We start from the raw sequence: 14,469 nt of genomic DNA on the forward strand, positions 1-14,469 counted from the left end.
GTTCACTGAGCTGACCTGCGCGCGCGTACGGCCGCCGCGAGCGGGGTGTGCGGGCCGGCGGCGAGGATCAGCTCCTCCTGCAACCGCCGTCTGGCCGCCGGCGTGAGCCGGTGGAACTGCGGACCCGGGACGTAGCCGCCCGCCTCCTCGCCAGCCTTCACCTGGGCCAGCAGGCCCGCGTGGCGCAGCGTGCGCAGGGCCGACTCCAGCTCGCCGATCGGGACCTGGGTGTGGCGGCGCAGCTCCTCGACCGGGGCGGGGTGGGGCGACAACCAGGAGTCCTCGGGCAGCAGCCCCTCGGCCCTGGGGATCGCCACCGAGTGCACCAGCACCAGCGTCAGCACCGCGCGCTCACTGACCCCGAGCCCCGCCCTCGCCACGACCGCGGGCTCCCCGACGGCGGCGGCCTCCTGGCCGGAGGCGGGGACAGCTTCCTCCTCGGGGACGCTCACGACGGCCGGCGCGGGGACCGGCGGCCGGGTCAGGTCGAGGGTGTGGGCGTCGTCGTAGCCGGAGGTCCAGCGTTCGCGGAGCTGGATGAGGACGCGGCCGCGGCGGGCCAGCATCTCGCCGAGGGTGTGGCGCAGCGCCGGATCGCGCAGCGCGGCGAAGCGCCCCTCCGCGACCGGCTCCGCGGCGTGCTCGACCACCATGTACGCCGCCACCAGCTCGGCCCGCCGCCGCTCGTCGTAGGCCCCCAGCAGGTCGTCGAACTCCGCCACGCCGAGCTCGGCCCGCCCCCCGGCCCCGGGCAGCGGCAGGACGGCCGCGGCCACGATGTCGGCGTCGCCCACCACCGTGAGCTCCGGCCGTTCGGGCTCGGGCAGGCGGCGGACCAGCTCCTGCAACTGGGCGTGCGACTCCACCGGCCACAGCGCGCAGCGCGGGCCGAGCGTCACCACCCCGTCGTCGAGGACGATCCACGCCGAGTCGTGCAGCCGCCGCAGCGCCCCCCTCGCCCAGTTGCGCATCAGATCGTCGGTACGCCCGATCAGCGCCCGGTACGTGTCGAGCACCAGCTCGACGGGCGCCGGGTCGCCGGGCCACGGATCGACGGACAGATCGCGCCAGCAACACTTGAGCGTGGCCGCCAGCACCCGGCGCGTCTCCCCGGCCCGCTCGACCGGCACGGCGGCGACCTGGTACTCCTCCAGCAGCGACGGCGTGACCCCGTCGGGCCAGACCGGCAGCGCCTGCCCGGTCGAGTCGGGACGGGTCAGCCGGGTCATCCCGGCGGGCGCGGGCACGCCGGCCCCGAGCCGCAGCGGCCCGCCGGAACGCGCCCGCGCGTGGGCGAGCGACCGATCGGCCGACCGGTCGCGCCCGGAAGAAGCGGTGGACGTCATGAGGTGCGCTCCAGGTAGCCGTGGGAGAGCCAGGCGGGCTCGCCGCCGGGATCGACGGTCAGCCCGTCGGACCAGGTCAGCCGGTAGGGGAGCTCGGGACGCAGGTCGGCCGTGGTCAGGTCGGCGAGCAGGCGCCGGGCCGAGGGCCAGTCGGAGCCGATCACGTCGGCCAGCGCGACCCGCGAGGCGTCGCCGAGCAGCGACTCGGCCACCCGCGTGAGGCGTTCGACGGCGGCGCCCGGCGAGGAGTCGAGCGAGCCCTCGGGCCCGGGGTCGGGCAGCGCCGAGCGCGGGGGAGTGGGCTGGACGGGAGCCGGCCGCGGCGCCTCGTCGACCGCCCGCGCGACGGCGGCCGGATCGTGCCACGGCGCGGGCGCGTCGAAGACGAACCCGTCGAGCACCGCGGCCAGCCGTTCCTTGGAGGCCGTCTGGGCGAACGTGCGCCACGTCTCGGTGGGCAGCAGCGTCAGGTTGCGGGTGGTGCCGGCCGAGTCGGCCAGGCGGCCGGCGGCGCGGCGCGAGGCGTCGCTGTAGGAGTAGATCGAGGCGCGCAGGTCGGTGCAGACCCGGTCGAGCTCGGGCCAGCGGGTCAGGATCGTGCCGTGGAGGCTCTGGGCGCGCCGGGCGATCTCCTCGGTGCCCCACAGCTTGGGGGCCTGCTCGCGCAGCTCCTCGATCGTGCCCGTGGTCAGCGTGATCAGCTCCAGGGCCCACAGGCGGAACGCCCGCGCCAGGTTGACCGCGCTCTGCCTGGCCTCCTCCATCGTGGTGCGGGGGTCGGCGACGTTGAGGTCTTCCAGGGCGAGCAGGCGGTGCATCTCGGACTGGCCGCCGTCGTCCATCATGCGGCGGATGAACATCAGGCCGACCACGCTGGTGAACGAGGCGCGGTAGCGGAGCTGGTTGGGCTTGGGGAACACCTCGCGGATCGCGCCGAGCCCCTTGAGCACCCGCAGCCGGTTGTCGAAGCGGTCGCCGGGATGGGCGCGGCAGGCGAAGCGCATCTGGTCGTGCGTCAGCCACTCCTCGCCCGCCTCGGCGAAGGCCGCGAACAACGTCTCGGCGATGTCGACCAGGGCGGGGTCGTCGACCACCGCGCCGCTGTCGCGGGCCAGCGCGGCGAACATGCGGCGGTAGGTCGACAACACCGCCTCCTCGGAGAGGGCGGCGTCGAGGGTCAGGGGCTGTTCGGACACGCGCACTAAGGTACGGCTTCACACCGACAGACTCGGAACTCAGCACGCCTACCAATCAGTACGAGCCCACATGGGACTCCTGCCCGCTAGGGTGATGCCCGATAAAAGTGGGGCAAACGCTCTGTGATCGTACATACGGGGTGAGTGACGGTTGCGTATCCGTGGGCTCCGGGGTGATCGGGCCACGGCCGTGATCGCCGGCATGGCGGCTGTGATCCTGGTGGCCGCCGCCGCGTGGTTCGGCGTGGGCGTCTCCAGTGCCAATCCGAAGCTGGCCGACGTCGGTGCCTGGCTGTGGACCAAGGCCCGGGGCAAGGTCGTGCACGTGAACGGCCTGTCGGGCGAGGTGGACGGCTACCTCGACGACAAGGCCGGCAAACAGTTGCGCGTCGTCCAGGACGGCTCGAACGTGCTGCTCGTCGACGACCGCACCGGCTTCGTCAGCCGGGTCGAGCCCAGCCAGCTCAGCGTCACCCAGACCCGCGACCTCGGCGCGGCCGGGCTGCAGCTCGCGGTCTCCGGCGGCACCGGCTACGCCGTCGACCCGGGGGCCGGCCGCGTCCAGCGCATCGACCCGGTCACGCTGAACGCCCTGGGCGCGCCGATCACCCTGCCCGGCCCCCTCGGCGCGGCCCGCATCGACGGCGGCGGCAGGCTGTGGGTGCCGGTGACGGCCAGGGGCGAGGTCGTCCCGGTGTCCGGCGGCGTGGCCGCCACCCCCGTCAAGGTGGGCGAACCGGGCGAGGAACTGGCCGTGACGATCGCCGGCGGCCTGCCCGTCGTGGTCAACACGCGGGCCGCCACCGCCGTCACCATCGGCGCGGACGGCGGCGTCGGCGAGATCACCCTGCCCAAGGACGTCGCGCGGGCGGCCAAGGGCGGCGTGCTCACCCCGGCCATGACCGAGGGCCCGCTCGTCCCGGTGCTGACGGCGGGCGACTCGGGGCTGCTCGTCGTGCTCGACACCTCCTCGAACGCCGTGCTCAGCACCAGGTTCGCCGTCGACGACCCCACGGGCCTCGGAGTGCCGCAGGTGCTGGGGTCGAAGGTGTACGTACCGGACAGAAGCAGCGGCGCGCTGATCGTCTGGGACAGCGCCGCCGGCGGGCAGCCCACCACCCTTCAGGTGGCGGGCCGGCCGGGCCCGGTGGACGTGTTCGTCAAGGACGGCCTGCTCTGGGCCAACGACGAGAACGGCGACAAGGCCGTGGTCATCGACCCCGAGGGCCGCAAGCACGACGTGGACAAGGACGACTCCGACGTACCGGGGCCGACCAACACCCCCAAGCCCAAGCAGACCCCCCGCCCCGACCCCACGCAGACCGACACCCAGCCGGACGAACCTCCCCAGACCAGCGACCCCGACCCGACGCGGACGAGGGAGGCCGAGCCGCCCCGGCGCCACGGCAGGAAGCCCACACCCACGCCCACGCCGACCCCCACGTCCACACCCACGTCCACACCCACGTCCACCCCGACGCCGACCCCCAGTGCCGCGCCGAACGCGCCCGGCGCCGTGACCGCCAGGTCGGGGCCCGGCCGGGTGATCGTCACCTTCAGCCCGTCCACCGGCGGCGAGGTCGAGCGCTACACCCTCAAGGCGTCCGGCGAGGGCCGGCCCGAACCGGAGTCGGTGGACGGCGACGGGCCCTTCCAGTTCGAGTTCACCGGCGGGGACTGCGCGCGGGAGTACACCTTCGTCGTGGTCGCCCACTGGGCGGGCGGCGAGGTGGAGTCGGAGCAGAGCCCGGGGGCCAGGCCGTGCGTGGCGCCGGGCGCGCCCTCGAACTTCGCCGCCAAGGCGGCGAACCGGGGCGCCGAGCTGACCTGGGACGCCCCGCAGAACGGCGACGACGGGGTGACGTACCAGCTCGGCGGCGCGGCCGCGAACGACGCGATCAACGGCACGTCGTTCAAGGCGGACGGGCTGAAGAACAACGTGAAGCACTCCTTCACGCTCAAGGCCAGGAACGCGGCGGGGGCCGGCCCGGACGTGGCCACGACCGAAGTGGACCTCGCCTACCCGAGGCAGAAGTACAAGAACGCCAACAACAACGTGGTGGACACGCTGGTCCGCCCGGCCGCGACGAAGTCCGGCGAGGCGGGCCGCATCCCCAAGGGGCAATACCTCTCGATCACCGTCATCTGCCAGGTCAAGGGCCAGAGCGTGACCGAGGACGAGAGCAAGGAGACCAGCGACGTCTGGAACCGGATCGAGTGGAACGGCGGCGTGGCCTACCTGAGCGAGACGCTCATGACCACGCCCCGCGGCTCGTTCCCGGCGCCACCGCTCTTCGAGTGCACCGACTGAGCAGGGGGAACTCGGTTGACCCAGTACAACTACCAGGACCAGTACGAGCAGACCGCCCACGCCTACCCGCAACAGCCGCAGCACCAGCAGCCGCAACAGCCGCAGCAGTCCGCCGCCCTGGCCGGCCAGTTCGCGCAGCGTTTCCAACTGCTCGCCGGCAACATCGAACGGGTCATCCGCGGCAAGCACGAGGCCATCGAGCTGGCCCTGATCTGCCTGTTCGCCGAGGGCCACCTGCTCATCGAGGACGTGCCCGGCACCGGCAAGACCACCCTCGCCCGCTCCCTCGCCGCCAGCGTGGACGCCGAGTGGCGGCGCATCCAGTTCACCCCCGACCTGCTGCCCAGCGACATCACCGGCGTGTCGATCTTCAACCAGGCGCACCAGAAGTTCGAGTTCCACCAGGGGCCGGTGTTCGCCAACATCGTGCTCGCCGACGAGATCAACCGGGCCTCGCCCAAGACGCAGGCGGCCCTGCTGGAGGTCATGGAGGAACGCCGGGTCACGGTCGACGCCGAGCCGCACCCGGTGCCGCGGCCGTTCCTGGTGGTGGCCACGCAGAACCCGGTGGACATGGACGGCACGTACCCGCTGCCGGAGGCGCAGCTCGATCGGTTCCTGATGAAGATCTCCGTCGGGTATCCCGATCACGTGTCGGAGGTCGAGGTGCTCAAGGGCGGGCCGACCGGGCCGCAGGTCGAGCGGCTGCCGGTGGTGGCACGGGCGACGGACGTGGCCGGGATGATCGACTTCGCCTCCCGGATCCACGTGGCCGACCCGGTCTACGACTACATCGTCGGGTTGTGCGGGGCCACCCGTACCAGCCCGCACCTGCGGCTGGGCGCCAGCCCTCGGGGGAGCCTCGCGCTGCTGCGCGCCGCCCGGGTCAAGGCCGCCGCCGCCGGACGGCACTACGTGGTGCCCGAGGACGTCAAGGCGCTGGCCGTGCCGGTGCTCGCCCACCGGCTGATCCTCACGCCCGAGGCCGAACTGCGCGAGGTCGGCGCCGCGTCCGCGCTCGGCGAGATCCTCGCCGGGATGCCGGTGCCGCAGGCGGCGTAGATGCGGCTCACGGAGCTGTTCACCCCGCTCGGGTGGGCCACGCTCGCGGGTTCGGCGGCGCTCTACGCGGCGGGGTTCGCGCTCGGTTACCCCGAGCCCGTCGTACTGGCCACCGGCGGCGTGCTCGCGCTGGCCGCCGCGCTCGCCTGGACGGCCTCCGCGCCGGACCTGGAGGTGCGGCGCGAGGTGACGCCGCTCAAGGTGCCGCGCGGCGAGGCGGCGGTCGCCGTGCTGAACGTGGTCAACCGCGGCCGGCGCGGCCTGTCGGGGCTGCGCGTCCAGGACCGCATCGGGCACTCCGAGCACCTGATCGGCCTGCCGCGGTTGCCGCGGAACGCCGCGCGCACGGTGTCGTACCCGTTGCCCACCGACGTGCGCGGCGAGATCCCGGTCGGGCCGCTGCTGCTGGTCCGCGCCGACCCGTTCGGCCTCACGCGCCGCGTCAGACGGTACGGCGACAGCCGCACCCTCCTGGTCCGCCCGCGCACGGTCGCGCTCCCCGTGCCGCCATCCGGCAAGGCCCACCACCTGGAGGGCCCGACCAGCGACAACGCGCCCAGCGGCACCGTCACCTTCCATACCCTGCGCGAGTACGTCGTGGGCGACGACCTGCGGCACGTCCACTGGCGGTCCAGCGCCAGGACCGGCACGCTCATGGTGCGCCAGCTCATCGACGCGAGCCTGCCCACCACGACCGTCGTCCTGGACCCGCGGGAGCTGACCGAACTGGCGGTCGACGTGGCGGCGTCCGTGGCGGTGGCCGCGGCGCGGGCCGGGTTCCCGGTGCGGGTGCTCGCGGGCGACGCGGGCGTCCCGGACGGCAAGGTCGATACCGACGCGATCCTCGACCGCCTCGCCGAGGTCCGGCCCGGTACGTCCGGGGTCGCGGAGACCCTGCGGATGGCGCGCGGCGGCGGGTCGCTGGTGCTGGTCACGGGGGACGCGGCGGAGGTGGCGCGGGCGGCCGGGGTACGGCGGCGCTTCGACCGGGTCATCTGCGTACACACCGGGACGGGACCGGCGGGCGCGCCCGGCGTCACGGTCATCCCGCTCACCGACCTCGACGCCCTCCCCCTGGCCTGGAGCCCCCGATGACCACCCCTACGACCCGCACGCCCGCGGCTCCCGCGCCCGGACCCCGTGCGGCCGGTTCTCATGCGGCCGGGGTTCGCGGCGGTGGGGTGTGGGCCGGGGGCGCGGGGTGGCGCAGGTGGGCCGGGCTGGGGGTGGTGGCGGCCGTGGCCGGGGTCGCCGGGTGGGGGTTCCACCGGGTCTTCCCCGGGGGCGACCTCGTGCTCGCGGTCGTCCCCGCCGCCGTCGCGCCCGCCGTGGTGGCGGCGCTGACCGCGCGGCGCCCCCTGTGGCTGGCGCTCGTGCTCGACCTCGCCGCCTGGTTCGCCGGGACGATCCCGCTCTACCGCGGCCTGGCCCCCGGCGTGTTCGCCGACGTCGCCAACGCCTGGCAGGCGCTGCTCACCACGCTGCTGCCCGCCCAGCCCGAGCCGCGTCTGCTCGTCCTCGTGCACACGCTCGTCTGGGCCGCCGCCGTCATCGGCGCCGAGACCCTCACCCGTACCCGCACGAGGATCGCCGCCGCCGTGCCCGCCCTGGCCGTGTACGCCGCCGCGCTGCTGCTCGGCGTGGACGGCGAGGGCTCGAACCTGCCGGTCGCCGCCGCCCTGTTCGTGCTCGTCGCGGCCCTCGCCCAGATCCGCGACGACCGGTCACCGGTCTGGCTGCTCGCGGGCGTGCCCGCCGTCGCCGCGCTGGCCGGCCTGGCGCTGCTGGTCGCGCCGCTGCTGCCCGTGGCGGCGCAGCCGTACGACTTGAGGCAGGACGCCGACCTGCCCCCGCCCCGCCGGGTGGACAGCGTGAGCCCGCTCGACCGCGTCTCGGGCTGGCTGCAGATCCCCGACAGGGAACTGTTCACCGTCAAGGCCGACAAACCGCTCAACTGGCGGCTGGCCGTGCTCGACCGCTACGACGGCGTGCGCTGGAGCTCCGGGGCCCGCTTCCAGCCCACGGGCGGCCGGATCCCGGAGGGGGAGTGGACCGGCCCCGCACGGCTCGTACGGCAGCGGGTGACCCTCACCGGGCTGCCCGGCACGTGGCTGCCCGCCGCCGAACGGCCGGTCGAGGTCGCCGGGGTACGGGGGCTGGCCGCCGACCCGCAGAGCGGCGCCCTGCTCGCCGACCCCGGCGCGGGCAGTGGCCCTGGGAAAACGCCTGGGAAGGGGTTCGCGTACGAGGTGACCTCGAAGGTGGCCGAGCCGTCCAAGGAGGACCTGCTGGCCGCCACCCCGGCGCACGACGACCCCGCGCTGACCGCGTTCCCGCGTGGGCCGCAGGAGGAGTTGTTCCGGGGGCTCGCCCAGCAGGCCACCAAGGGCGCGGACGCGCCGATCAAGCAGGCGTACCGGTTGCAGAGCTACCTGCGTACCAACGCCTCCTACGACGTCACCGCGCCGCCCGGCCACTCGCTGAAGGGCCTGGAGTTCTTCCTGCAGACCACGCACCGGGGCACGTCGGAGCAGTTCGCGGCGATGTTCGCGCTCATGGCCAGGACGCTCGGGCTGCCGTCGCGGGTGGTGGTGGGGTTCCGGCCCGGACAGCCGGTCAGCGGGATTTATCACGTTAAATCAGGCCACGTCATGGCCTGGGCGGAGATCAAGTTCGAGAAGCTGGGCTGGCGGCCGTTCTATCCCACGCCGGGCCGCAGCGGCGCCAAGGACGACCACGACGTCGTCTCCTCGGCGATCGAGGAGAGCGAGCAGCTGGAGGACGAGTTCACGCGCGGCGGCGGCGACCGGTCCGGCACGGCCCGGCCGCGATCCCGGGGCGAGGGCGAGCGGCCCGGCGACGGCCCGTCTCCCTGGCTGCTCGCGGCCGTCGCGGGCGGGGGCCTGCTGGGTGCGTACGCGCTGACCGCCGCCGTGCTGCCCTGGTGGCGACGGCGCTCCAGGAGGAACGGCCGGGGGCCCGGCGAACGCGTGCTCGGCGCCTGGCGGCAGAGCTGTCACGACCTGCGGCTCGGCGGCGGGCACACGCTGACCGCCGAGGACGTCCTGACCGGCCAGCCACCCGACATCACCACCCATCTCAGGCCATTGGCCGAAATATCAAACTTCGTGCGGTACGCCCCTGACGACGTCAACCTCGCCGACGCCGTCCGCGCTTGGGAACGCAGCGACGCCGTCCGCCGCGCCGTACGATCACGCACCCCCCTCCCCACCCGCCTGCGCGACCGCCTCCTCCTGCGATGATCCAGGCCATGAGAAGCGTCGAGGCCCAGCTCCTGCACCGCCCGCCCGGCCTCACCGCGGGCGACGTCGTCCGGCACCTGACCGCGATCCAGGCCCAGGACGTGCCGTCCGCCCTGCTGGCCTTCCGCGCCCGCTCGGCCACGCTCACCCCGGCCGCCGTCGAGGCCGCCTGGCAGGCCCGCGAGATCGTCCGGACGTGGGGCCCGCGCGGCACGCTGCACTTCGTGCACGTCGGCGACCTGCCCTGGATGCACACCCTCACCAGCAGCGACACCGCCGCCCTGCGCCGCCTGCGCCAGGAGGGCGTCACGGGCGACGACCTGCTCCCGCTCATCACGGACGCCCTCGCCGGCCAAGGCCCGCTGACCAAGGCCGAGTTGGAGGAACGCCTGGCCGGACGGGCCCGCGGCCAGGGCGTCGTGCACCTGGTGGCGCTGGCCGCCCATCACGGCCTGGCGGTGCTCGGCCCGTCCCGGGCGGGCAAGCCCACGTACGTGCACACGGGGGACTGGCTCGGCGCGCCCGTCGTGCCCGAGCCCGACCGCGGGCGCGCGCTGAAGGAGCTGGCCGTACGCTACCGGCGCGCCCACCACCCGGCCGGCCCCGAGGACCTGGCCGCCTGGTCGGGCCTGCCGCTCGGCGAGGCCCGCGCGGCCTGGCGGGCGAGCGCCGACCAGGACCCGCCCGAACCGGGCGAGCCCGTCGTGCGCCTCGCCCCCGCCTTCGACGAGTATCTGATGGGCTGGCGCGGCAGGGACGCCATCCTCGCCCCCGAGCACGGCGCCAAGGTGTTTCCCGGAGGCGGCATCCTGCGCCCGGTCGTCCTGGCCGGCGGGACGATCAGGGGCGTGTGGTCCAGGAAGGGCGCGCAGGTGAGCGTGCTGCCGTTCGACGAGCTGCCCGAGGGCCCGGTCCAGGAGGAGATCGAGGACGTCCGCCGCTTCCTCACCGGGCGCTGAACGTACCTTCTCGGACGGGACGGCTGCCCGCCGTGAAAGCAATCCAGCGCGTCGGGTGATACAAGACAGACCACTCGATGCATCGGAAGGCTGGACATGACGGGGGAGACCATCGCGACGGCGGTGCCGTGGGCCGCCCGCGCGCCCGGCGAACGCACGCTCGACGAACATTTCGAGGAGGTGTTCGACCGGTACTTCGGCGAGATCCACAACTACGTCGCCCAGCGCCTCGGCCCCGACCACGCCGAGGACATCGTCGCCGAGACCTTCCTGACCGCCTTCCGCAAGCGCGCGCACTACGACCCCTCGCGCGCCGGCGTACGCGCCTGGCTCTACGGCATCGCCACCAACCTCATCGGCAAACAGCGCCGGCTGGAGGCCCGTACCCTGCGCGCGCTCGGCCGCTTCGGCCCCGACGCCGACGCCCCAGGCCACGAGGACGCCGTCGCCCTGCGCGTCAGCGCCCAGAGCCTGCGCCCGAACCTGGCCGCCGCCCTGGCCGAACTCGACCGGCGCGAGCGTGACGTACTGCTGCTCGTCGCGCTCGCGGGGCTGAGCCACGACGAGATCGCCACCGCGCTCGGCATCCCGTACGGGACCGTGGGGTCGCGGCTCAGCCGGGCACGCAGGAAGCTGCGCGGCCTGCTCGGCGCGCACGTCCTGGAGGAGGCCACCCATGCCTGACCCCCGCACCTCCGACGCCCCGCCCTCTGCCCCCTTCACCTCCGACGAGCTCCGCTCCATCCGCGACCTGTACGGCGAGCCGGAGCCCGTGCCCCACGCGCAGACCCGGGTGTGGCGGCGGGTCGTGGCCGCGCGCCGCCGCCGGCGCCTGACCCGGCTGTCGGCGTTCTCCCTGGCCGCGGCCGCCGCGATCGCCGTGGCCCTCGTACTGCTTCCTGGCACGCCGCCCGCCGTGCCGGGCCGTTCGATCCTGCTCGCGGCGGCCACCACGGCGGCCTCCGGCCGGCAGGCCGCCTACTGGCACATCGCAAGGCTCCACGACGGCGACCGCCTGACCGAGTTGTGGGCCACCAGAGACGGCCAGGCCTGGACCTGCACCCTCACCCCAGCCTCGGGCACCCCAGCCTCGGGCACCCCAGCCTCGGGCGACGGCTGCGCTGGACGCGCCCGGATCGTCCCCGTGACGGGCCGGTCGCCGTTCAGCATGGCGGGCCGCGACCTGACGTTCCGGCAGATCCAGGAGCTGCCCGCCGACCCCGCGGCGCTCAGGGAGCGCGTGGCCGCGATGTTGCCCCCGGGCTCGGCGGGACTGCTGGCCGACGCGCTCAGTGGCCTGCTGTGGAGCAAGCCGTCGCCCCCCGCCGTACGCGCCGCCGCCTACCGGGCGCTCGCCGACCTGCCCGACGTCCGCTACCTGGGCGGACGCGCCGACCCCCGCGGCCGTCCCGGTGAGGCGTTCAGCTACCCGCTGCCCACCGGCGTCCGCCGGACGCTGATCATCGACCCGGCCACCTCGCAGGTCCTCGCCGGCACCGACGCGGGCGGGACGGGCGCATCCCAGGTCGTCCTGTCGGCAGGCTGGACCGACCAGGCCCCCGACCTGCACTGACCCACCCTCACCCATCGGACGCGTAACCGCCGCGCGGCGAGTTCCGCGTGCCCGGAAACAGGAGCCGCGACGTGTTCTGGCGTGCCCGCACGACCACCGGCAGAGCCATCTGCCTGAGCGACCAGTTCCCCGCCGCCGACGTGGCGGAGGTGATGCGCGGCCAGGTCAGGTTCGCCGGCCTGCCGCCCGCCGACCTCGGTACGGAGATCGACTGGACCACAGACCCGTACGGCAACCGTTCCTGGGCGCTGAACCTGCACACGCTGCGCTGGGCGGGCCGGCTGGTCGCCGCGTACGAACGCACGGGCGAGCGGGCCTGCCTGGACCGCGCGGCCGACGTGGCCGAGCAGTGGATCCGCGGCAACCCGCGCGGCGGGCACGGGGTGAGCTCCTGGGCATGGGCCGAGCACGCCGTCGCGCTGCGCGCCCCCGTCCTGGTCTGCCTGAGCGAGCACGTACGCACCCCGCTGCTGTGGGAGAGCCTGGCCGCGCACGGCGAGGTCCTGGCCGACCCGGCGCTCTACCGGGCGGGCCACAACCACGGCCTGGACCAGGACATCGCGCTGCTGGTCGTCGGCTGCCGGCTGGGCCGGGCGAAGTGGCGCGACCTGGCCGTACGCAGGATGACCGCCTCGGCCGAACTGGCCGTCGACGCCCAGGGCGTCCTGCACGAGCAGGCCCCCCGCTACGGCCTGTACGTGCACCGCCGCCTCGGCGTGGCCCTGCGTGCCGTCGCCGCGAGCGGCGCCCCGGTCCCGGCCCGGCTCGCCGCCCGCAGGACCGCGCTGGAGGGCTACATCGCCCACGCCACCCAGCCCGACGGCCGCCTGACCCCCATCGGCGACAGCCCGGCCGACACCCGCGCCCCCGGCTTCCCTCACGACGGCCCGCCCGTACGCGTCTTCGACGCCGGCTACGTCTTCGGCCGGACCGCCTGGGACGACCCGCGCTCGGCCCACTACTCGATCAGGTTCGGACCCGGCCGCCGCCTGCACGGCCACGAGGACCACCTCGGCGTCACCTACTGCGCCCAGGGCCGCCGCATCCTGACCGAGGCCGGGTTCCACTCCTACGAACGGACCGAGTACGCCGCCTGGACCCGTACCCCGCAGGCGCACAACGTGCCCGTCCCGACGTCCGGGACCTTCCGGCCCGGCACCGCCACCCAGCTGTTGAACGCCGACCTCGGCCCCGACCAGCAGTCCTTCGAACTGGCCGACGACGCCTACGGCGTCACCAGAACCCGCCACGTCCTGGTCCGGCACGGCGACGACCTGCTGGCCGTACGCGACTCGGTGCCCTCGGGGACCCTCCGCAGCCTGTGGCACTTCGACCCGGCGCTGCGGGTGGTCGAACGACGCGCGGACGCGGTGGTGCTCGGCGACGGCGACCGGCGCGTCACGTTCCTGCAATGGCCCTCGGCAGGCATGGAAGTAGGAACCACCACAATCGCCACCAGCTACCTACACACCGAACAGGCCGTAACCATCACATCTGGAGCAGCCCCCACCGTCCTGACCGCCCTGATCCCCGGCCCCACCCCTCCCGACCTCGCCTCCCTCCACCTACCGTGGCCCTGGCCCGCGTAGGTGCGGCCGGTGTCGCACCCGCCGCGAAGCTGGTCGGCGTCGGCACGAAGGGGCTTCGTCCGTCGCGGCAGCGGGGCCGTACCCGCGGAGGGCCGTCCCCTGCCGCAGAGGCTGCTGGCATGGCGTAGCCCGGCCGAGCCAGGCATCTCCCGGTCAGGCGGCTCATTCGCGCCGAGGCAGGCGCGGAATGCCTCAGACACGGAATGCCTCAGGTGCGGAATGCCTCAGGAACGGGCACCTCAGGCGCGACGGCGCGCCGTGTTCACCAGCTCACCAACCCCGGCGATCCGAGTGACAACCTTGCTCCCGTCCCCCAGATACCGAGGCGGCTTTCTGGCATGCCCGACACCCCCAGGCGTACCGGTCGCGATCACGTCCCCCGGCCGCAACGTGAGGATCTCCGACAGGTACGCGATCAGCTCACCCGGCGAGAACACCAGATCAGCCGTGTCCGCCTGCTGCACCACCTCACCGTCCACCTCACACTGCATGGTCATCGCCCCGCTGATCTCATCCGGCGTGACAAGAAACGGCCCGAACGGCGTCGTCCCCTCGAACGTCTTGCCCTGCAACCACTGCAGCGTACGGCTCTGATAATCCCGAGCCGTCACATCATTCAGCACCGAGTACCCCGCGATGGCCGCCTCGGCCTCCTCCCTGGAGGCGTTACGCACCTCCGCCCCGACGATCACCGCCAGCTCGGCCTCCCAGTCCATCGCCTGCGACACCGCCGGAAGCTCGATGTCGTCGTACGGCCCGATCAACGCCTCCGCGAACTTCGCGAACACCGTCGGATACTCCGGCAACTCCCGCCCCATCTCCAGGATGTGGCTGCGATAGTTGAGCCCGACACAGATGATCTTCCCCGGCACCGGCACGACGGGCGCCAGATCGGCCGTCGACAGCGGATGCCGCGCACCGTCCGCCGCCGCCGCCACCTCCCGCCACCGCGGATCAGCCAGCAACATCCCGACATCGGGCGCCCCGACTTCCACGGCAAGCTCCCCGTCGATCCGCACAGCAGCCGTACGGCGCGGCAGCCGCAACGTCGCGAGCCTCACACGAGCTCCTCTCAATACTGACGCAGCCCCTCAAACAGGACACGCCAAAGCAACAACCAGCCCTACACCTGGAACCTCATGCCTGCCCACCACCCACTCACCCCGACAA

Annotated in this window: 11 protein-coding genes; 8 read left to right on the forward strand and 3 right to left on the reverse strand. The window is 74.0% G+C overall.

Annotated features, from left to right (window positions below):
* Positions 1 to 2: 2 nt before the first annotated feature.
* Together DMB42_RS54985 and DMB42_RS15585 are read right to left on the reverse strand one after the other, a co-directional pair.
* On the reverse strand, positions 3 to 1,346 hold the full coding sequence (locus DMB42_RS54985) for a hypothetical protein (RefSeq protein ID WP_260477716.1): 1,344 nt from the start codon (positions 1,344 to 1,346) through the stop codon (positions 3 to 5).
* Positions 1,343 to 2,542: a hypothetical protein gene (locus DMB42_RS15585; RefSeq protein ID WP_125635123.1), complete on the reverse strand. Its 1,200-nt coding sequence runs from the start codon at positions 2,540 to 2,542 to the stop codon at positions 1,343 to 1,345. Before DMB42_RS15585 ends, DMB42_RS54985 begins: the two co-directional genes overlap by 4 nt.
* A 202-nt stretch (positions 2,543 to 2,744) precedes the next feature.
* Here DMB42_RS15585 and DMB42_RS15590 point away from each other — a divergent pair, with 202 nt between their 5' ends.
* From DMB42_RS15590 to DMB42_RS15625, 8 genes are all read left to right on the forward strand, one after another.
* Positions 2,745 to 4,853: a hypothetical protein gene (locus tag DMB42_RS15590; RefSeq protein ID WP_125635125.1), complete on the forward strand. Its 2,109-nt coding sequence runs from the start codon at positions 2,745 to 2,747 to the stop codon at positions 4,851 to 4,853.
* A 15-nt stretch (positions 4,854 to 4,868) separates the two neighbouring features.
* Positions 4,869 to 5,915 (forward strand): MoxR family ATPase, encoded by a 1,047-nt coding sequence (locus DMB42_RS15595; protein WP_260477717.1) that lies wholly within the window; start codon positions 4,869 to 4,871, stop codon positions 5,913 to 5,915.
* Complete coding sequence (locus tag DMB42_RS15600) at positions 5,916 to 7,010, forward strand: DUF58 domain-containing protein (RefSeq protein WP_221762170.1); 1,095 nt, start codon at positions 5,916 to 5,918, stop codon at positions 7,008 to 7,010.
* Positions 7,007 to 9,178 (forward strand): DUF3488 and transglutaminase-like domain-containing protein, encoded by a 2,172-nt coding sequence (locus DMB42_RS15605; RefSeq protein WP_125635127.1) that lies wholly within the window; start codon positions 7,007 to 7,009, stop codon positions 9,176 to 9,178. Before DMB42_RS15600 ends, DMB42_RS15605 begins: the two co-directional genes overlap by 4 nt.
* Before the next feature lie 8 nt (positions 9,179 to 9,186).
* Positions 9,187 to 10,137, forward strand: coding sequence for a winged helix DNA-binding domain-containing protein (locus tag DMB42_RS15610; RefSeq protein ID WP_185844675.1), 951 nt, complete (start codon positions 9,187 to 9,189; stop codon positions 10,135 to 10,137).
* 96 nt (positions 10,138 to 10,233) lie between these two features.
* Positions 10,234 to 10,821: an RNA polymerase sigma factor gene (locus tag DMB42_RS15615; protein WP_125635131.1), complete on the forward strand. Its 588-nt coding sequence runs from the start codon at positions 10,234 to 10,236 to the stop codon at positions 10,819 to 10,821.
* Positions 10,814 to 11,710 (forward strand): CU044_5270 family protein, encoded by an 897-nt coding sequence (locus DMB42_RS15620; protein ID WP_125635133.1) that lies wholly within the window; start codon positions 10,814 to 10,816, stop codon positions 11,708 to 11,710. Before DMB42_RS15615 ends, DMB42_RS15620 begins: the two co-directional genes overlap by 8 nt.
* Positions 11,711 to 11,781: 71 nt before the next feature.
* Positions 11,782 to 13,299 (forward strand): heparinase II/III family protein, encoded by a 1,518-nt coding sequence (locus DMB42_RS15625; RefSeq protein ID WP_125635134.1) that lies wholly within the window; start codon positions 11,782 to 11,784, stop codon positions 13,297 to 13,299.
* A 239-nt stretch (positions 13,300 to 13,538) separates the two neighbouring features.
* Here DMB42_RS15625 and DMB42_RS15630 read toward each other — a convergent pair whose 3' ends face one another.
* Entirely contained in the window at positions 13,539 to 14,360 is an 822-nt protein-coding gene (locus DMB42_RS15630) for a fumarylacetoacetate hydrolase family protein (RefSeq protein ID WP_125635136.1), read from the reverse strand.
* Positions 14,361 to 14,469: the final 109 nt, after the last annotated feature.

It is taken from the genome of Nonomuraea sp. WAC 01424 (genome assembly GCF_003947315.1).
Taxonomy (GTDB): Bacteria; Actinomycetota; Actinomycetes; order Streptosporangiales; family Streptosporangiaceae; genus Nonomuraea; species Nonomuraea spiralis.

Excerpts from the sequence above, each read along its gene's own strand:
- DMB42_RS54985 (WP_260477716.1), bottom strand. The coding sequence starts at position 1,346 with ATGACGTCCACCGCTTCTTCCGGGCGCGACCGGTCGGCCGATCGGTCG.
- DMB42_RS15590 (WP_125635125.1), top strand. The coding sequence starts at position 2,745 with ATGGCGGCTGTGATCCTGGTGGCCGCCGCCGCGTGGTTCGGCGTGGGC.
- DMB42_RS15600 (WP_221762170.1), top strand. The coding sequence starts at position 5,916 with ATGCGGCTCACGGAGCTGTTCACCCCGCTCGGGTGGGCCACGCTCGCG.
- DMB42_RS15605 (WP_125635127.1), top strand. The coding sequence starts at position 7,007 with ATGACCACCCCTACGACCCGCACGCCCGCGGCTCCCGCGCCCGGACCC.
- DMB42_RS15610 (WP_185844675.1), top strand. The coding sequence starts at position 9,187 with ATGAGAAGCGTCGAGGCCCAGCTCCTGCACCGCCCGCCCGGCCTCACC.
- DMB42_RS15615 (WP_125635131.1), top strand. The coding sequence starts at position 10,234 with ATGACGGGGGAGACCATCGCGACGGCGGTGCCGTGGGCCGCCCGCGCG.
- DMB42_RS15620 (WP_125635133.1), top strand. The coding sequence starts at position 10,814 with ATGCCTGACCCCCGCACCTCCGACGCCCCGCCCTCTGCCCCCTTCACC.